Annotated in this window: 10 protein-coding genes; 1 reads left to right on the top strand and 9 read right to left on the bottom strand. The window is 53.5% G+C overall.

Annotated features, from left to right (window positions below; all coding sequences use genetic code 11):
* Nucleotides 1-133 precede the first annotated feature (133 nt).
* The 9 genes from H583_RS0128060 to H583_RS0128015 all read right to left on the bottom strand — a co-directional run bounded on the left by H583_RS0128060 (nt 134) and on the right by H583_RS0128015 (nt 19,019).
* Nucleotides 134-1,972, bottom strand: coding sequence for an ABC transporter ATP-binding protein (locus H583_RS0128060; RefSeq protein WP_028563382.1), 1,839 nt, complete (start codon nt 1,970-1,972; stop codon nt 134-136).
* Nucleotides 1,969-3,753, bottom strand: a complete 1,785-nt coding sequence (locus tag H583_RS0128055) for an ABC transporter ATP-binding protein (RefSeq protein WP_028563381.1) — start codon at nt 3,751-3,753, stop codon at nt 1,969-1,971. Before H583_RS0128055 ends, H583_RS0128060 begins: the two co-directional genes overlap by 4 nt.
* Before the next feature lie 72 nt (nt 3,754-3,825).
* Entirely contained in the window at nt 3,826-12,654 is an 8,829-nt protein-coding gene (locus tag H583_RS34580) for a non-ribosomal peptide synthetase (RefSeq protein ID WP_051237157.1), read from the bottom strand.
* A gap of 47 nt (nt 12,655-12,701) precedes the next feature.
* Nucleotides 12,702-13,688, bottom strand: coding sequence for a TauD/TfdA family dioxygenase (locus H583_RS34575; protein WP_036711347.1), 987 nt, complete (start codon nt 13,686-13,688; stop codon nt 12,702-12,704).
* Nucleotides 13,688-15,784: a carbamoyltransferase family protein gene (locus H583_RS0128040; RefSeq protein WP_245586016.1), complete on the bottom strand. Its 2,097-nt coding sequence runs from the start codon at nt 15,782-15,784 to the stop codon at nt 13,688-13,690. Before H583_RS0128040 ends, H583_RS34575 begins: the two co-directional genes overlap by 1 nt.
* Entirely contained in the window at nt 15,721-17,745 is a 2,025-nt protein-coding gene (locus H583_RS35745) for a carbamoyltransferase N-terminal domain-containing protein (RefSeq protein WP_051237154.1), read from the bottom strand. The genes H583_RS0128040 and H583_RS35745 overlap by 64 nt, the downstream gene beginning before the upstream one ends.
* A 142-nt stretch (nt 17,746-17,887) precedes the next feature.
* Nucleotides 17,888-18,076: a hypothetical protein gene (locus H583_RS0128030; protein WP_028563379.1), complete on the bottom strand. Its 189-nt coding sequence runs from the start codon at nt 18,074-18,076 to the stop codon at nt 17,888-17,890.
* A 41-nt stretch (nt 18,077-18,117) separates the two neighbouring features.
* The gene (locus H583_RS36920; RefSeq protein ID WP_154666021.1) at nt 18,118-18,258 is read right to left on the bottom strand and encodes a S1 domain-containing protein; all 141 of its coding nucleotides are present in this window, start codon (nt 18,256-18,258) and stop codon (nt 18,118-18,120) included.
* Nucleotides 18,259-18,677: 419 nt separating this feature from the next.
* Nucleotides 18,678-19,019: an S-Ena type endospore appendage gene (locus tag H583_RS0128015; protein WP_161631229.1), complete on the bottom strand. Its 342-nt coding sequence runs from the start codon at nt 19,017-19,019 to the stop codon at nt 18,678-18,680.
* Between the two features lie 206 nt (nt 19,020-19,225).
* On the opposite strand from H583_RS0128015, the gene H583_RS36915 reads away from it, so the two are divergent.
* A complete protein-coding gene (locus H583_RS36915) occupies nt 19,226-19,768 on the top strand; it encodes an S-Ena type endospore appendage (protein WP_154666020.1) in 543 nt (180 codons plus the stop codon).
* The last annotated feature ends 3 nt before the right edge of the window (nt 19,769-19,771 follow it).

Below are 19,771 nucleotides of genomic sequence, written 5' to 3'. Positions count from 1 at the left end.
ATTCTCCTACTCAAAACCGCCCTTTGGCTAAACCGGTGTATCCGGCTGCGAAAGGGCGGTTTGTTGCAAATCCGAGAACAACACAGCGATTAGAAGAATCACCCACATGCGGCCTTTACCTTACTCTACGAATCTAGCTTTCTGCGGTACTTGCCGCCTCAGACTGATCCTGCTGTATCCGGTACAGCATGGAGTATAAGCCGTCCATTGTCATTAGCTCCGCATGTGTTCCTTCCTCGACAAGCCTGCCCTGTTCCATAACAATGATTCGGGCAGCCCGGTCAATAGCAGTCATCCGATGGGAGACGAATATAAGCGTCACATCAGGGAGGGCTTCAAGCAGGGAATGAATCACCTCGCGTTCGGTCCGCATATCCAGTGCCGATGTTGATTCATCCAGCAGCAGAATTTCCGGCCTCCGTATAATGGCGCGTGCAAGTGCGAGCCGCTGCTTCTGTCCACCGGACAGTGTTCCTCCCCGCTCGCCAATCAGCGCGTCATAACCGCCGTCCATTTGCAGGATGAATTCATGCGCGAGCGCAGCTTGCGCCGCCTGGATCATCTCTTCCTCAGTCGCATCTTCTACGCCCAAGGTCAAGTTCTCGCGCACTGTACCTGTGAACAAATATGGCGTCTGCGGAACATAACTGGTCCGCTGGCGAATTTCATCCAGATGAGCCTGAACAGGCAAGCCCAGAACTTCTACAACACCTGATGAAGGCTCAATGAGTCCGCTGCATAAACGTAGAGCGCTGGACTTTCCGGCGCCGCTCGGCCCGACAATGGCGAGGAACTCCCCCTTCTTTACCGTCAAGCTGATATCAGAGATCAGTACCTTGCTGACATTGCCATCAATCGTGACTGAAGCAGCCGCATTATGCAGCCGGATCGGCTCCTCTGCTCTTTCATGGTCCTCTGTCCTTTGAGCCATATTGCTATTTGGGTATTTTCCAGGCGTCGTCTGCTCATCCGCCAGCACTCTGCCGCCCGCTTCGGATGGTTCCTCATCCAGCGCAGCCAATCGGTCCCCCGCGCCAAGTCCCTGCTGAAAATTGCCCCAGGTATTAATGACACTGAGCAGCGGACTCTGTACGCGGTTGATCAGAACGAGAAACGCCAGAATTTGTCCGGCGGTCAATGTGCCCTGAATAGCCAGATGAGCCGTAAAGAACGCACAGGCAATCGTAATCAGCTGATTAGTCACATAGACAGACTGATTCATCGTCGTCTGAAGCATCGCCTGACGCATATGAAGCTTGTTTTGCTCTTTCCGGCGGCGTTCATATTTTCCGGTGAACAGGTTTTCGAGCTGAAACAAGCGTACAATGGACATGCCCTGCATCGTTTCCTGCAGCAGTCCGCGAACCTCCGCGTCCTTCTGCTGCTGCACTTGTCCAATCGTGCGCAGCCGCTTGTCAAATAATCGCCCGATGAAGAATATGACAGGTGCAGAGGCGGTGACCACCAATGCCAGCCTCCAATCGATTGTAGCCAAATAGCCGAAGGCCACGGCGAAGAGGGCCACATTGTAAGACAACTCATAGACAATGTTGGCGATCATGCCATTGGCCTGCTGAACATCACGGGTTGCCCGCGAAACGAGATCCCCTGAATGGTATCTCAGCACAGCCGGGTATGGCAAAGAGGCTATTTTGCGGAACACATCAACCGACATATCCCGCTGCATGAACGATTGGACGGAATTGCGCAGGTAGAACTGCAGCATGAAAAAGATAATGATGGCAATGCCCGCGGCGAAGCAGACGCCTGTCAGCATGAGCAGCCTGTCCGTATCCCGCACCCCCGCGGCATCGATAAACCATTGCTGTACCCATGCGTACCCGACATCATAGACGATATCGGCAGCAAGCAGCAGGACAGACAGCACGAAAGCCGCCTTATAAGGCTTGGCGTATTTCATAACAGCCCAGAAACGTGAAGAAATATTGCGTTCCGCACCCGGCAGGCTCATGCCGTCTCCTCCTTTCGGCTCGTACTGGCCGCTGTGTACAAGCTGCGGTATCTGCTGTCTCTCAAGAGCAGCTCATCATGGGTGCCCTGTTCGGCCACGCTTCCCTCATGCATCACGATAATATGATCCGCCCCTCGTATTGTGGAGAGCCGGTGGGCAATGACGACGACTGTACGGCCGGCCATTACATTCTCTATCGCGTCCTGCACGAACCGTTCATTTTCACTGTCCAGGGCGGACGTTGGCTCGTCCAGCACTAGCAGCCTCGGTTTTCGAAGCATGGCACGGGCAATCGAGATCCGCTGGCGTTCACCGCCGGACAGCGTGAGTCCCAGCTCTCCAATTGCGGTATGATAGCCTTCAGGAAGCTGTGAGATCCAGTCATGCAAATTCGCCAGCTTCGCTGCTTCAATGACATCCATCGTTTGGGCATCCGTCTTCCCAAGCCTGATATTGTCACCGATTGTACCGGAGAACAAATACGGCTCCTGGGACACATACGATACAGATTCCCGCCATGCTGTCATATCCATTTCCGCCAGAGACTGGCCGCCAATCCGGACACTTCCGGATTCAGGGGTCTGAAGTCCGAGAAGCAGGCTTGCGATAGTCGTTTTGCCAGATCCGCTTTCTCCGACGATCGCTGTCATCTGCCCGGATTTAATTATAAAGGCGGCCTCCCGCAACGCTGGCTCGCTATCTTGCTGATACCGGAAGGTCACGCGGTTAAATTCGATGTCGCCATCCGGGCGCTTCTTCGCTTCACTCCCCGGACTCTTGCCTTCCTGTTCCTCCGGCAAATCCGTAATTTCAAATACGCGCAGGGCGCTGGATACTGCCCCCTGAAGCTGCGGCCATATGGAGGACAGGTTTGAAATCGGCCCGGACAGCCGCTCGAAGGCAACCAGAAATGCGGCGAGCGCTCCCACGTCCAGCCTGCCCTGGGTAATTAAATAGCCGCCATAGCCCAATATGTACATCAGGCCCAGCACGTACACGAAGATATTGACCCTGTAAAACACCGCTTCAAGTGCAAGCGCCTTCAGGTGATGCCTCAAATAACCTTCCCATTTCGCCTTGAAGCGTTCCGCCATTCTTTTACCGGCCCCGTAGCTCTTAATAACCTCCATTCCCTGCATGCTGTCCATCAGGAATGCGTCCTGCATAGCCCTTGCTTCCTGACGTGAAGTATACGTTGCGCGCATGGGCCGGGACATCGGTGTTGCCAGCAGCGGAATGACGAGCGTAATCAGCAGGCAGCCAATCGTAAGTCCAATATTGACAATCGACAGATAGGTCAGCAGAAATCCGAGCTGCAGCACATTGCCGAGCAGTTGAATTAATTTGCCATTAATGGCCGATTGGGCGTCCGGGGAAGCATCGTTAATCCGGGAGAGCAAGTCCCCGGTATGGTAATTGGACAATTCTTTGGAGCGAAGCCGGAGCATTTTTCCAAGCAGGCTCTTCTGAAGTCCCAGCGTTGACCTGTTCTGTAGCCCGGTATTCAGATAGGTGCTGGCAAAACTCCCTGCCGTTTCTACCAGAAGCACCCCTACCATGAACAGAATTGATGTCATTAACAGAGCGGTATCCCGCTCCATCACGGCATTCACAATGCGCCGCATCAGTTCGGCGTTGGCAACGATGACGAACGACAGTACAGTAGTCAGCGCCACAATTCCGGTATACCAGCCCCAGTAAGCTTTCGATTTCTGCCATAAACGGCCTAATGCATGAAAAGCCTGGCGTCTTTGCGCCCGAAGCTTTATTTTCTCTTGCACGAACCGGCCTCCCTTCTTCCGCTTCCCAAAGCATGCCGGCCCCGCCCTTGCGCGCGGGGCCGAAAGCTAAATTCAATCCGGTTCATCCTGCAGCTCGGCACGGCTGCTCAAATAGTTGGCCATTTCCCGGATGGTATTGTACCTGAATACGATCAGATCCTCCGAGGAAATATTCTGCTGCTCCAGCTCTACCTCCAGCAGCACAGCCTGTATGGATGTACCGCCAACCTCAAAGAAGTTATCGGTTACCCCGATCGGCGAGATGCCAAGTACACTTTGCCAGACCAGCACAAGCGTCTTTTCCAGCTCGGTTTCCGGCGCCTCATACTCCTTTCTTTGCTCGACAGCAAGCCCCATCTGCAGCAGGCTCTGCTTATCCGCTTTTCCATTTGCGGTAAGCGGGATTGAATCTACGAATACGAATTGATCCGGGATCATAAACTCCGGCAGGTGGAAAGACAAAATGGTTTTGATAATGGCCGTATCCCTTTCCATATCTGCCACAATATAAGCGATCAGTCGTTCATCCTTCGACAGGACAACAGCCTCTTCAATAAAATGAATATTGCACAAGCCTGTCTCAATCTCAGCCGGCTCAATCCGGTATCCCCGTACCTTGATCTGGTCATCTGCGCGTCCCATATATTCAAGACATCCGTCGGCGCGCCAGCGGGCCAGATCTCCTGTCTTATAGATCCGGTCATTTGGAATGAATGGATTGGGAATGAAGCTCTCCCCGTTCAAATCCTCCCTGCCCACATAGCCGCGGGCAACGCCAACGCCGCCGATATACAGTTCCCCTGTGACGCCAATCGGCTGAGGTCTGCCGTCCCGCAGGACGTAGGCCGTCGTATTATCGATGGGACGGCCGATTGGAACAACCGGTCCTGCGGTCTCCCGCGGACATTCATAGAATGTGGAATCAATGGTTGTTTCCGTAGGACCGAACAGATTCACAAGCTTCGCGGGCAGCTCTTCCATATAGGTATAAAACTTATCCGCATAATACGGCTTGAGCACTTCCCCGCTGGAAAATACATAATTCAGAGATGACAGGCGTTCAATCTGGGTATGCACATTCGCATATTCCAGGAAGGCATTCAGCATGGACGGCACAAAATGAATAACCGACACCTGATGGGTCTCCACAGCCTCGATGATAGCCTTCGGCTCGCGTTCGCGCCCCGGCTCCAGAAATACAACCTTGGCTCCCTGAATCAGTCCCCACAGCAGCTCCCAAATCGAGACATCGAAGGTAAACGGTGTTTTCTGGAGCAGCGTGTCGCCCCGGCCGACCGGATAAGTCTTCTGCATCCAATGAAGCCGGTTGACAAGTGAGCGGTGTTCAATCGCAACCCCTTTTGGAAGTCCGGTTGTCCCTGAAGTATACAGAATATAGCACAGTTCCTGCGGCTCGGCCATGTTCACGATTGTCTCCGGTACTTCGGCAGCATCAACCTCCAGCTGATCCATCAGCAAAATCCGGTCCGGCTCACCGCTTCCAAGCCCGTAGTGCGAATGGGTCAGCACCTGGGTGCACGCACTGTCCTCCAGGATGAAATCAATGCGCTTCTTCGGAAAATGCGGATCGACAGGCACATAGACAGCACCGGCTTTGAGAATTCCAAGCAGCCCGATGATCATATCCTTCGACCGCTCGACAGCGAGCACTACCTTGTCTCCTGGACGGACTCCCCTTGCTGCCAGTCTGACCGCCAGCTTCTCCGACTGCTCGATCAGCTGCTGATAGGTCAATTCCCCGTCCGGCGCGATGACCGCAGTAGAATCCGCAGACATCCATGCCTGCTCATCGATCAGGCTAACTACCGTATCCTGCTCAGAGAACTTGGCCGTCGTTTCATTAAACTTGTGGACAATCAGCTCACGCTCATCCTCAAGCATCATGTCAATCTCATGAATCGTCCTCTCCGGAGCCTCCGTCACAATACGCAGCAGCCGGATAAAATGATCCGCCATACGCTGAATCGTATCATGCTTGAATAAATCGGCGCAGTATTCCAGGCTCCAAAACAGCTGCTCATCTTCCCGCAGCGTGACAACGAGCGTCAAATCAAATTTGGCCACCCGATGCTGGAATCCGCCGTAAGGCAGCAAACGGACACCGGGGCCCAGCTCCTTGACCAATTCTCCTGTGCCATGATTGTGCAGGACGAACATCGTATCAAATAACGGATTGCGGCTGACATCACGCCTTGTTTTGAGGCGGTCTACCAGTTCTTCAAAGGCATAGTCCTGATGCTCATAGGCTTTCAGCGCATTGCTCTTTACCTCATTCATGAATGCCGAGAAGGTCATCTCTCCCATCGGCCTGTTGCGCAGGGCAAGCGTATTGATGAAGGCGCCGATTAATTGCTCCGTATCCGCGTGATTCCGCCCGGCAATTGTAGTTCCGACTACAATATCATCCTGGCTTGTATACTTGGACAGCAGCACATTATAGACCGCCAGCAAAATCATATACAGTGTCGTACCGCTTTCCTTGCTTATTTTGAACAACTGTTCCGTTACCGGCTTGGGAATCTCAAAATCGACCCTGCCTCCTCTGAAGCTTTGAATGGACGGGCGATTGTAATCTGTCGGAAGATTAAGCAGCGGTGTTCCTCCGGAGAAAACGTCCAGCCAGTGCTTTTCATGCTCCTGCTTCCGCTCTGCTCCTTCACCTGATGTCTGCCAGACAGAAAAATCCTTGTATTGAATGCGCAGCGGAGCAAGCGGCTTGCCTGCACAGAGCGCCATAAGCTCCTCAAAGAATATTTCGACGGATACACCATCGGTAATGATATGATGCATATCCGAGAAGATCAAATGGCGGTCCTCGCCAAGCTTCACCAGTTCAATGCGCAGCAGAGGGGCCGTACTCAGATCAAACGGCCGGACAAACGCCTTGATCTGCTCATCAATTTCATCTTCACTCTGCTCGGAATAAGGAATGTCCAACGTCACATTCTCATGGACCCGCTGTACCAGTTCGCCGTCGATCCATCCGAATGAGGTCCGCAATGTCTCATGCCGGTTCACCAGCTCCTGCACCGCCCATTTCAGACGCTCTACGTCCAGGGCCCCGCGAATAAGCATCACATCAGGCACATTGTAAGTGACCTCCGCAAGATGGTTTAATACGTAGAGCCGCTTTTGCGAATAGGAAGCCGGATAGTACGCTCTTTTCCCGGCTGGTTCAATCCATTGGAAGGCGCTGTCACCCTTGGCTCCCGAGCCCTCCTCAAGCGGAGCTTCAGCCTGATCTTCCCCGGTTTTCACACTTGCACTCATGAAAGCAGCCAGTCCTTGAATGGTTGGTGTATCAAACAGCACCTGCAGCGGAACCGTAATGCCGAATTCCTTCTGCACCTTGGATAGCAGCATGATCGCCTTCAATGAATGGCCGCCCAGGCTGAAGAAGCTGTCATGGCGGCCTATCCGCTCACTCAGCAGCACCTGCTGCCACAGCTCTGCCAGCCGGATTTCCAGCTCGCCTGCCGGGTCCTCATGCGCATTGTTGACTGCCCATTTCTCGTCTTCCAGCAATGCCCGGCGGTCGGTCTTTCCGTTCGGGGTCACCGGCAGACGATCCAGGAGCACCAGATGGGATGGCACCATATATTCCGGCAGCCTTTCCAGCAGATGGTGTCGTATTGCCTCCTGTCCTACTCTGTCCTCCACGGCAATATATGCCCACAGATCAACGCCTGAATCGCCATCCGGCTTGGCCAGCACAACCGCTTCACGAACGGCATCATTCTCTGCCAGGCATGCCACAATTTCGCCGATTTCGATGCGGTATCCCCGCACCTTCACCTGCTCATCGCTCCGTCCCAAATAGATCAGATTGCCGTCTGCGAGACGCCTGGCGATATCACCTGTCCGGTACATGCGCCCTTCCGGTGTGAAGGGTTCCTTCAGAAAGCGCTCTGCTGTCCGTTCCTCCTGCCCCCAGTAGCCTCGCGCCACACCATCTCCAGCGATGTACAGCTCGCCCGCAGCTCCGCTCGGCACAGGCTGCAGAAGTTCATCCAGCACATAGATCCGCACATTATCTGCCGGACGCCCAATCGGAACAGAGCTGGATACGTCCAAATTTGGATCAAAGGCATGAATCATACAGCCGACGACTGTCTCTGTCGGACCATACTCATTGTAGATTGTGACCTGCCCGTCAAAGTGGTCGTGAACCTGTCTGGCAAGCGCCGTATCCAGCGCCTCTCCGCCGACGATCAGCGTCCGCAGGCGCTGCGGCACACGATCCGCCAGCAGCAGCAGGCGCAGATGAGTTGGCGTCAGCTTCAGCACATCCACCTGATCCTCCGCCAGCATCTGCGGCATCAACTGCCCCTTGTCCTCGCCCGCGCAGACGACGATGCGGCCGCCTGTGAGCAGCGGAACATAGATTGACGTCACTGTCAGGTCAAAGGCCAGCGAGGAATAAAGTGCAAAACTGCTTGGCTGCTCCCGGGCATACTGCTTGCGCGCCCACCATAAATAGTTTACCGCTCCTCTGTGTTCAACCATGACACCCTTGGGCTGTCCAGTGGAACCGGAGGTGTAGATCAGATACATCAGATGATGAGGCTGGACATTCAGCTCCGGATTGCTCTCGTCGCCTTCAGCCATCGCCCCATCAATGGAGAACCAGGCGGTCGTCTCCGGAATCCGCGAAGCCAAAGGCTTCTGTGTAAGCAGCAGTTTCATTTTGCTGTCAGCCGCAATATGCCTGATGCGATCGGCCGGATATGTTGGATCAAGAGGCACATACGCAGCGCCAGCCTTCAATACACCCAGCAGGACCGCCACCGCCGCCAGAGAATGCTCAGCCATCACACCGATCCGGTCCTCTGCCTGCACACCCGAAGCAATCAGGAAGCGCGCTACCTTATTGGCCTTTGCGTTCAGCTCTGCATATGTCCATGTGCCTTCACTGACGGATACAACCGCCGGCTCATTCGGCTTCTGCGACACCTGCTCCTCGAAGAGCTGGTGCACAGGTGTCTGGGGATATGCGGCTCCTGTCGCATTAAATAATATTAGCGACTCATGCCGCTCTTCCTGTGTCAGCAGGTCAATCTCGCCAATACGCTGCTGCGGCCGCAGGGCAATGCTGGTCAAAAGCCGGACAAAATTGGCGGTCATCCGCTCTACCGTCTCCTTACGGAACAGGTCGGTCCGGTACTCGATGCTCCACAACATCTTCTGATTCTCCAGCAGGGTAGCAACGAGTGTCAGATCCACCTTCGCCGGCTCATGCCGGATATCATCAAATTCGTGGATTAACGTCTCTTTGCCAAGCGTGAGCCGGGAGGTGCCCCCGCCATGATTATGCAGGACAAACATCGTATCAAACAGCGGATTGCGGCTGATATCACGCGGAATTTTCAGCCTGTCGACCAGTTCGTCAAACGCGAAGTCCTGATGATCGAATGCGCTTAATGTATGCCGCTTTACTTCGTCTACAAAGGCCAAAAACGTCTTCTCACTGCCTGGCCGGGTCCGCAGCGCCAATGTATTGATAAAAGCGCCGATCAAATGTTCCGTATCCGCATGATTGCGCCCGGCGCTGGTTGTACCGATAACAACATCCTCCTGGCCTGCATACTTTCCTAACAGGACGCCAAAGGCTGCCAGCAGGATCATATACATGGTTGTACCAGTTTCGGTGTTGATCCGGTGCAAAGCAGTGACTACATCCTCAGGCACCTCGAACGTTACGGTTCGTCCGGCAAAGCTCTGTATGGATGGACGAGGATAATCGGTCGGCAAATTCAGCAGCGGAACCCCTTCGTTGTATAAATCGGCCCAATAAGCCTCATGCCCCCGGGTAGAGAGCATCTGCTCCCGCTGCCACACTGTGAAGTCTTTATATTGAATGCGCAGCGGCTGCAGTTCCGCCCCTTCGTACAGCGCTGACAGCTCACTCATCAAAATGCCAACGGATACGCCATCCGTTATAATATGGTGCATATCAAACAACAGGACATACCGGTCAGCTCCGGTGCGGATCAGCTCCAGACGCCATAATGGCGCCAGCTGCAGGTCGAATGGCCGGATAAAGCCAGCCAGCCTGGAGCCAATCTCGCCTTCTTCCGCATCAGAGCAAGGAATGGTCAGATCAGCATCATCATGAACCCGCTGAACCAGGCCGCCCTCGACCCACCCGAATGAGGTCCGCAAAGTTTCATGCCGCTGAATCAGCTTGTTTGCCGCCTGCTGCAGCCGATCAGCATCAAGCGGACCTTCGATAATCATCGCATGCGGCACATTGTAGGTTACTTCGGCCCCTTTAAGCGCACTCAAGGCATACATCCGCTTTTGCACATAAGAAGCCGGGTAATGCAGCCGCTTCTCTATCGGCTCGATTGGTGAGTATATTTTGTAGAAGACCTGATGCGCCGAATCTTCTGCTCCTTGCCCCGGGTCTGTCTCGCTACCGGCAGACAGGAAGGCTGCCAATCCTTTAATGGTCGGTCTGTCGAACAGCGTTTGCAGCGGAACCGTAATGCTGAATTCTTTTTGCACCTTGGATAACAGCAGGATGGCCTTCAGTGAATGGCCGCCCAAATCGAAGAAGCTGTCACCGCGTCCGATCTGCTCACGCCCCAGCACCTGCTGCCACATCTCCGCAAGCCGGATCTCCAGTTCGCCCGAAGGCTCCTCATGCGCCTGCCCCATTGTCTGCGTATCATCCTCAAGCAGTGCCCGGCGGTCTGTCTTCCCGTTCGCGGTCACCGGCAGACCGTCCAAAAGCACAAAATGGGATGGCATCATGTACGAAGGCAGCCTTTCCTGCAGATAATGCCGAAGCTCTTCCTGCTCCACCTGTCCGTCCGCCGCAATGTACGCCCACAGCGCAAGACCTGATTCACCATCCGGCTTCGCCACTACAGCCGCTTCACGCACGTTTTCATGCTCTGCCAGACAGGCTTCAATCTCTCCGGTCTCGATGCGGTAGCCCCGCACCTTCACCTGCTCATCACTCCGGCCCAAATAGACCAGACTGCCGTCACCCAGACGTCTGGCGATATCTCCTGTCCGGTACATTCGTCCTTCCGGAGTGAACGGTTCCTCCAGAAACCGCTCGGCTGTCCGTTCCTCCTGCCCCCAGTATCCGCGCGCTACCCCGTCTCCAGCAATATACAGCTCGCCCGTCGCTCCGCCTGGTACAGGCTGCAGACGCTCATCCAGCACATAGACGCGCACATTATCTGCCGGCCTGCCGATGGGGACGGAGCTATTCAGGTCACGGGCCGGATCAAAGGCGTGGATCATGCATCCGACGACCGTCTCTGTCGGGCCGTATTCATTATAGATCGTGACCTGCCCGTCAAAGTGGTCGTGAACCTGTCTGGCAAGCGCCGTATCCAGCGCTTCTCCGCCGACGATCAGCGTCCGCAGGCGCTGCGGCACATGGCCCGCCAGAAGCAGCAGGCGCAGATGGGTAGGTGTCAGTTTCAGCACATCCACCTGATCCTCCGCCAGCAGCTGCGGCATCAGCTGTCCCTTGTCCTCCCCTGCATAGACGACGATGCGCCCACCCGTGAGCAGCGGCACATAGATCGACGTCACCGTCAGGTCAAAGGCCAGCGAGGAATAGAGTGCAAAACTGCGCGGGTGATTCCCCGTGTAGTGCTTGCGCGCCCACCACAGATAGTTCACTGCTCCGCTATGCTCGACCATGACACCCTTGGGTTGTCCGGTGGAACCGGAAGTGTAGATCAGGTACATCAGATGATGAGGCTGGACATTCAGCTCCGGATTGCTTTCGTTTACTTCCGTCATCGTCTCAGTGATTGTGAACCAGGCAGTTGTCTCCGGGACACGATCGGTAAATGTCTCCTGCGTAAGCAGCAGCTTCATTTTGCTGTCAGCGGCAATGAAACGGATACGCTCGGCCGGATATGAGGGGTCGAGCGGCACATAGGCAGCCCCCGCCTTCAGTACGCCCAGCAATGCCGCCACAGCCTCCAGAGAATGCCCGGCCATGATGCCAATCCGATGCTCTGACCGCACACCCGTGGCAATCAGAAAATGAGCCACCCGGTTGGCTCTGGCATTGAGCTCTGCGTAAGTCCATACGCCCTCGCTGCCGGATACAGCCGGCTCATCCGGAGTTTGCATCACCTGTTCCTCGAACAGATGATGCACGGGCTTGAGCGGATATACGGCCCCTGTCGCATTAAATACTCGAAGGAGTTCATGCCGCTCCTCCTCTGTCAGCAGGTCGACATCGTCGAGACAGATGTTCGGGTCCGCCATGATTTGCTGGCAGAACCGGACAAATTGCGCCGCCAGACGGGTTATCGTCTCCGGGGCATAGGCATGCGTATTGTAATGGAGCTGCAGCTCCATGGTCTCATCCTGCCGGCTGGCAAAGATAAAGGAAAGCTGGCTCTGCCACTTATCCGCAGCGCTGCTGGCCCCTTCCATGCTGACCAGCAGCGGAAGCGGCTTGCCGCCACGCGCCATTGGAAGCTGCTGCTGGCCGGAGGTTTCCTTGGACAATGTCATCCGGGACACGGTCTTTCTCACTTCAGCCGCAACACTGGCGAAGGAATCCGCCCGGCTTGCCTCCGTCTGTACGGGTAACGGCCCTCCGTCTCCCGCCTCCGCATCAGAAGATTGGATCGGCAGCGAGCATATCGTAATCGATTCACTGCCCGTTAAAGTCGTGAAGAAGGCCTGAACTGCCCCGATTAAAATCAAATACAACTCCTGATCAGAAAAATGAGCGGCTCTTTGCAGCTCCTGGACAAGCTTGGCCGGGATATCCTGAACGATTCGTGTCGTCTCAAATTCCGCAGCAGAGGTATAGTCGAATGGCCAGACGAATAGCGCCAGCGAAGCGTTGCCCGAAGACTGTGCCTGGCTGGTCTTTAATACCGATTTATACATACATCCGTACACCCCTATCCCTGATTTTCATAGGCCTGTATTTGCGCTTAAATTCCGTATTGATTCCAGGGCTCAGCCATCGCTACAACGACCTTGCGCTTGCCGGTGTACGGATTGCGTCCGTGAGCGTTCAGCATATTGTCCAGCATCAGAATATCGCCCTGCTGCCAGGGGAATACGAGCGATACCTCATCATAAATGCCACGGATCTCATCGAGCACGGATTCTTCAATCGGCGATCCGTCTCCGTAATAGGCATTACGCGGCAAATACGCTTCGCCAATCGCGCTTACCATATAATCTCTGATCTCCGGCTGGAGGCTGGAGACATGGAAAAGATGCGCCTGGTTGAACCAGAGCATCTCCCCGGTTACCGGATGTTTGGCGATAGCCGAGCGGATCGAGCGTGTGCGCAGGCGATCGTTATCGAGCCATTCGGCTTCTATTCCTGACCGCAAGCAATAAGCGTCCACCTCATCACGGTCATCCGTCTGAAATACCGTCTGCCATGGCAAGTCAATATTGCCGCCGACATTGCGAACGTACATGACTTTCTTCTCCTCAAACTTCTGGCGGATAGCTGGGCTGATCCGGTTGTATATCTCCCGGCTGTCGGCAATCGGCGTCTCTCCGCCGGTCAGAGAATTTTGCACACAATGGAACCAGATTTTGCGCGGCCATGCATGAGTGTAGGAATTCTCGTTATGGAGCGGGATAAATTGATCCTCCGGATATTCTGTTGACGTATAGATGCGGCCCTGCACTTCACTTCTTGGCGTGGAACGCTCCTTGTACTCCTCAAGCTGGGGTGTGATCGCCTGGGAGACACTCTCAAAATAAGCCAGTGAAGGGACTTGGAAATCCCGAAATAAGAACCCTCCTGTCGTCGTTAAATGTTGCTGAATCCACTCCTGATGCTCTTTCACCCAATTCAATAAATCTTCACCTTCATGAACTGGACGAATCATGAACTGGCGGTGTCCGGAATATATGGGTTCAATCTTGGCACTAGATAAGGATTGCAGCTCGTTCATCAAATAATAACCTCCATTTTCGCTTCGTAGATTTGGTGTAAAGGCTCATGGGCGGCAGGGTCGAGATTTACCATGCGGCGGGACCAAAGTTCCAGCAGTTCTTCTGCCAGTGCCTGTTGCCGCGGCTCGTCAATCCAGCCCTCCTCCTGCATATGTTCCAGGAATGTGCGCTGTCCGTCAGCCTTGGACAACAGGGTGAACATATTCAAAGAGATTCCGAATGGATGCCGTTCTGAATAGTTCATGCCGATCTCGGCAATCGCAGCCAGCTCGCCGGAGGCTGTGGTTTTGCGCTTCAAATGAAGCTGGGCATATTGCGGCAGCTGCGGATACAGGTTCAAAAAGTCTGTCTGTGCGTTTTCTTTCTTTTTAACAAGGAAATCCCCAACAACCAAATAATTGAGCTTGGTCGTCAGGTAGCAGACAATTGAATCCTTGACGGAATCAACGATCGGCTCAACATTATTGTTAAATGACGTATTCAGAAGAATGGGAACTCCGGTCTTCTCGCCAAAGGAATGAATCAAATCCCAGTATTTCGGATTGGTTGACCGGGAGACAGTCTGAACACGCGCTGTACCGTCCACATGGGTAACTGCGCCAAGTGCTTTGCGCTTGGCTTCCTTTACTTTAACGACAAAAATCATATACGGCAGTTGCTTGGTCTCTCCCGGAATCTCATAGTATTCCTCTGCCGCCTCTTCCAGGACTGAAGGTGCGAACGGCCGGTAGCCCTCCCGCATTTTCACCATGGCATTAATGATATGCTTGTTCTCCTCGGGACGCGGGTCTGCCACGATGCTGCGGTTGCCGAGCGCACGAGGGCCAAATTCCGAACGTCCCTGCACCCAGCCGATAACATTGCCCTCCGCCAGCAGTTGGGATGTGCGTTCTACTGTATTTCCACCCAAATATTCCCACTCGACGAAGGCATCCCATGCTTGAACGGCCTGGCGCACTTCCTCGCTGCTGCCGATATCCTTGCCCCAGTACAGATGCTCCAGCGGGATATACGGCTGGCCCGGATTTTCCTCGTGGTACGTATGCAGTGCTGCTCCAAGTGCTGCTCCCGCATCGTGGGCGGCAGGCTGAATGAAAATATCTTTGAACAGTCCAGAGTACAGCAGTTTGCCGTTCATGGTGCAGTTATGGGCAACCCCCCCTGCCAGACACAAGTAGTCGTGATTCGTTTCTTTTTTGAAATGCGTCACAATGTGCAGGATGATATCCTCCAGTGCCTCCTGGAGCGCTGCGGCAATATCCTTATGCTGCTGGGTGAACGGCTCGGCCTTCTTGCGGGGCGGGCACAACTCGAATAATAGCGGGATATTGATATGCGTACGGTAGTTTCCATTCGGCAGCAGGCTGTAGAAAGTCTTGAATACCGAACGGTATACGGACGGGTCCCCGTAAGGAGCAAGCCCCATCACCTTGTACTCATCAAACCGCCGATAGCCGAGGAACTGAATGATCCGCTCATAGAAATCGCCTAGCGAGTCATTTCGTGTCAAATCGCGAAGGGGCTTCATCGTCCGGTTCTCGGCGGTCAGTACCATGCCCGAAATGCCGTCCCCGCTGCCGTCGACGCTAAAGATCAGGCTTTTGTCGAACCTGGACATGGCGTAGGTGCTGAATGCATGAGCAATATGATGATGTACAAAACGGATTTTCTCCGCCGGAAGCTCATAGCCGAAGGCCAGGCGAATATAGCGCTGAATCCCGGCTCTCGTCAGCTCCAGCTCGAATTTCACCTTGTGGAACGATAAATAGAACGCGAAATAGTCGACTTCCTCGATGCCGATGCCTCCCTGCTCCAGGCAGAAGCGGATGGCCTCAATTGGCGCTTTCGGCGAATGTTTGATCCGGTTCAGCCGCTCTTCCTCCATGCCTGCAACGACGACACCATCCCGTACCAGGACGGCTGCGGAATCATGGGAATACGCGAGCGAGGATTCCGAGGCTTGTTCGAATACCAGATCCGGCCCTGCATTAATACCTATAATGTTCATCCCTTGTCCTCCTTGTGTCCGGGTCATCCGGCAGGCTGCAACTGCAGCATCCGTCTTGCCCAAAGCTCCATCAATTGATTGCAACATTGCGTTACATCTTCAGCTGCAGTAATTTCGGATTCCGATAGCAGTTCCATAATCGTCCGCTCACCGTCCGCTTTCATCAGCACGCGGTACATCGCTTCAGTGAGCGGAACGGACAGCCCGCTTCTGTAGGTACAAGCCAGTTCCGTCGCTTGAGCCTTTTCATTCGGCAGCTTATACGTCCATTTCTGATGGACATACGTGTATTTCGGCAGCATCGGCTTCAGGCGCAACATATCCCCAGGGAGGATGTGCTGCTTGCACAAAAGCAGTCCGCCTACTGCCATATAGTTGAAATCACCCGTTATCATCGACGCGATTGCTTCATGGGCAGTTTCCGGCAAAGGCTCAAACGGGCTGCTCAAGCTGGATTGCGCTACATAAGGCAGCCCGGTTTCCTTCTCGAACTTATCCAGAAGCTCCCATAACACCGGATTATCTGATTCCGCTACCGCATGCACCTGAACCGGGGATGCACCCCCGATTCCTGCTTTAGCAGACGGCTCGATCCCATCCTTCCAGCGCAGCGAATAGTTGCCAAATCTGAATTGAGACGGCTGAACCCCTGAAGGGGTGTCAAAATAGTGAGCGACAGCGCTTTGTTTAATTGAAATACAGACACTTCCCGCTTCATTGCCAGAGCTGCTGCCCGGCGCCACCCTTGGATCTGACAGCAGACAGCGGTTGCCAAGTGAATTCGGGCCGAATTCGGAGCGGCCTTGTATCCAGGCTACCTTCTCCCCTGCTGCAATCAGGCGCGCTGCTTTCTCACCCGCGCTGTGCAGATCGGACAAATTGTAATCCTCCGGCTCTCTGCTGATCATCCCATCCCATAGTCCAATCGCCTCCAGCACCTCGGACTCCGATTCAATCGGGCTTCCCCAGTACAGGTGAGGCCATGGAGCTGGGGTGCGTCTTTTCGTTTCACGCTGGAATACACTAATGGCGGCACCAAGGGCGGCACCCGCATCACTATGTACCGGCTGAACGAACACCTCATCGAACAGGCCGCTTTGCAGCAATTTCCCGTTCAACACCGTATTGGCTGCAAGCTCCCCGGCAAAGCATAAACGCTTCATTCCCGTAGCTTGACGGTAATGAGTGACGATATGGAATACGATGGCTTCTATCATTTCCTGCAAGGAAGCTGCAAGGTCAGATGCGCGTCTTGCAAGCTGTTTCGGACTTGCATCGATCCCTTCCAATCTCCATATCTCGCGCAGTGCATCGCTGTCAAACTTCAGCTTGTAGCCTCCACCCGGCAGCAGTTCGTAGGAGGAAGCGACAAACGGACGGTAGACAGCCGCGTTGCCTGCAGCAGCAATCCGGTATAATTGGCCTGTATCCGAAATTGGCGGCTCCAGACATTCCCCGATATCCCGGCAAAAGGTGACCAGCGAATCTGTGTCATGGAAGGATTGAAGCGTTTCCAGATCCAGCCCGCTGCTCTTGGCAATAAGCCCGGAAAATCCGTCCTCCGACTTGTCCAGCGACAGCACGAGAGCACTCTCAAAGCCCGAACATGCATAGGCGCTCATCGCATGGGCGTATTGATGCTTGACGAAAACAATGCTTTTCGCATCGAAGGCATAATTGAAGGTTTCCTTCAAATAGTTGCGTATCCATTCACGGATGGTCGCATAGACAGTATAGCGGTTCGGATTGGCCAGGTAATTACGCTGGAGAAAGAAGTTATAGAACTTTTCCTCACCGTAGACAACGATCTTGTCAATCTCTCTTAAAGACAGGTTCGCTGCCTGCAGACAGCGCTCAATGGCAAGCACCGGACGGTAATTCGTACGGGGAATACGGTTTAGACGCTCTTCTTCAACGGCAAACAGTACTTCCCCATCCCGGAGCAGCACGGCCGCCGAATCATTGCGGGTGTTCTCCGTCAAATCGAACGCGCCGGCCTTCCCTTCCAGAATGGAATCAAACCCTCCGCTTATTCCGATGATGTTCATTATCCATTTAACCTCCAATACGCTTATTGTCCGGCAGCGCGTTGCAGGACGTCCCGGGTACAGCTTGTCCAGGAGCCTGCATGGCAACGGCAGCAACTGGTTTTACAAGCTTGCATGCAAGCTTGAATCTGCACGCAGCCGATTAGCTTTCACGGACCGGGACGATCTTTAATATATTGCGGGGGTCCACAATGACATCTCCAATTCGGATCGTAATGGAATTTTTCTCATTGATGCTTCGGTTCAGCTCTTCAGCGTCATAGTTCTGGACATGGGCAATTACCTTGTTGCCGTCCTGCGTATATACCTCTACCTTTTGTATAAGTCTCACCCCCTTTCCAGAATAAAAATGGCATGGACGTTGGCTGGCAGCTATTGCGCGGACGGGAGATTGTCCCCAAGAGGAACACAGCTGTAATGGTGCAAAACCTGAAGCAGCAGCTCCTTCTCATCTTCGAACCACTGCCGTATCTGTTCCTGGATTTCAGGAGCCCGCTCCCGCTTGTTGGACATGATCGACCTCAATAATAGCATTCATAATTAATTCAATAGGGTCTGTACTATAGTTGGCCATGAAATCACGGTTAATCACTTGAAGGTTAAGGAAGGGATAACTTAATGGGGGCTCGGGGTAAAAAAGTCGACGCCTCCGCTGCTTGTAACAGAAAGCTGCAAATAATTGCTCAGCACCCAATTGATGCTTTTGTCATCCTGTGAGATTACAGCTAGAACTGGCGCATGTGTCATGAAAGAGGTAATAATCGGATAGTTTACATCCGAAATTTTTTTATGACATTCCCCATTCTTAATAATTTATATAACGATACAAATAATTGGTATTATATCATTTTATTGGTTTATTCTCTATATGCTATTTTTAATTTTTATAGATTTTTCTTGGCCTGCAAATGAGAGTGTAAAAAAAAGAGAAATCAAGCATTTACCTCAACGGTGTTCAGAATTAAATCCCCCATTGCATTGCCCCCTTGTGTGCCCAGAACCCTGATTTGGTCAAAGCCTACAATCGTAAAAGCCGTTGTATGCCCAACGGGAAGCGTAATAGCTTCCACCACAATATTGCGGTACGTAAATTGAAGCTGAACAGGCTTGAACGAACCGGGGCTGGAGCTGATAGTGCCTGTAGCACGGATGATTTCATTTGTCGTATACAGCACTGCCGATTCAAGGTCATAGACATACCACGGACATTGCACGCAGCGGCCTACGACTGGATCTTGAGGCAGATCAAAGCTTGAACATCCATCCGCAGACATCTTCATCCCTCCCCATTCTCCTGTTTAGTATATCAACAGGCAGGACAATTGAACGCGTATATTCGTCTATTTGTTGTCAATACAGGCGTTTGTACCGCATGGCAAAGGCCTATTTGCCATGGAATAAACGAATGCCCGGGGCATTTAGCCCGCCTGTTCAATATAAATGTTAAGACAAGAGGCGAATTTACAGGAGGCACTGAAGCATGAGAATCAGAAAATCCAGGTTCATTCAGGCCAACAATCAAATTACGGTCGTCCGATTAAATTGCCCGCATGTAAACTGTCGCCGATGCGGTAAAAAAAAGCGAACACAAATCCGAAAGCGCAGGCGGCGGCCATTCATTTGCGGAAACCGGTACAGGGGCGGCAAAATTCCCAAGCCATGGAGCTGTCCGCCTGGCAGTCCCCAACCTCCAGTTACTCCTCCTCCCCCAGCAAGCCGCCAATACACCTGCGATAGCCTGAACGGAAAAATCTTTCAGCTCTGCGACGGCATTCCACGCGTATATTTTACTTCGGCCAATGGCGCTCCCTCCAGTATGATCTTGATTGAAAATGATACTAAAGGAAAAATGCGGGCGGTCATCGAGCTGCAGCGGGGCGACTCTGTAGAAGGGGTTATCGAGCAAGGACAGCAGGTAAGCTTTGATGTCCCGGCTATCAGCAGGTTAACTATTATCGGCTCCGGCGAGGGCGGCATCTGCAAAGGCAGCTACGCGATTCGTATCCGGCGGGAAATCAAATAATCG

The sequence above is a fragment of the Paenibacillus pinihumi DSM 23905 = JCM 16419 genome, assembly GCF_000422505.1.
Lineage (GTDB): Bacteria > Bacillota > Bacilli > Paenibacillales > Paenibacillaceae > Paenibacillus_D > Paenibacillus_D pinihumi.
Note: the sequence above shows the minus strand (reverse complement) of the source record. Positions and strands in the feature narration are given on the sequence as shown.

Coding starts and splice junctions, on each gene's coding strand:
- H583_RS35745 (WP_051237154.1), bottom strand. CDS start 17,745: ATGAACATCATCGGAATAAGCGGAGGGTTTGATTCCATTCTGGAAGGG.
- H583_RS34580 (WP_051237157.1), bottom strand. CDS start 12,654: ATGTATAAATCGGTATTAAAGACCAGCCAGGCACAGTCTTCGGGCAAC.
- H583_RS34575 (WP_036711347.1), bottom strand. CDS start 13,688: ATGAACGAGCTGCAATCCTTATCTAGTGCCAAGATTGAACCCATATAT.
- H583_RS36920 (WP_154666021.1), bottom strand. CDS start 18,258: ATGTCCAACAAGCGGGAGCGGGCTCCTGAAATCCAGGAACAGATACGG.
- H583_RS0128040 (WP_245586016.1), bottom strand. CDS start 15,784: ATGTTGCAATCAATTGATGGAGCTTTGGGCAAGACGGATGCTGCAGTT.
- H583_RS0128015 (WP_161631229.1), bottom strand. CDS start 19,019: ATGTCTGCGGATGGATGTTCAAGCTTTGATCTGCCTCAAGATCCAGTC.
- H583_RS0128060 (WP_028563382.1), bottom strand. CDS start 1,972: ATGAGCCTGCCGGGTGCGGAACGCAATATTTCTTCACGTTTCTGGGCT.
- H583_RS36915 (WP_154666020.1), top strand. CDS start 19,226: ATGAGAATCAGAAAATCCAGGTTCATTCAGGCCAACAATCAAATTACG.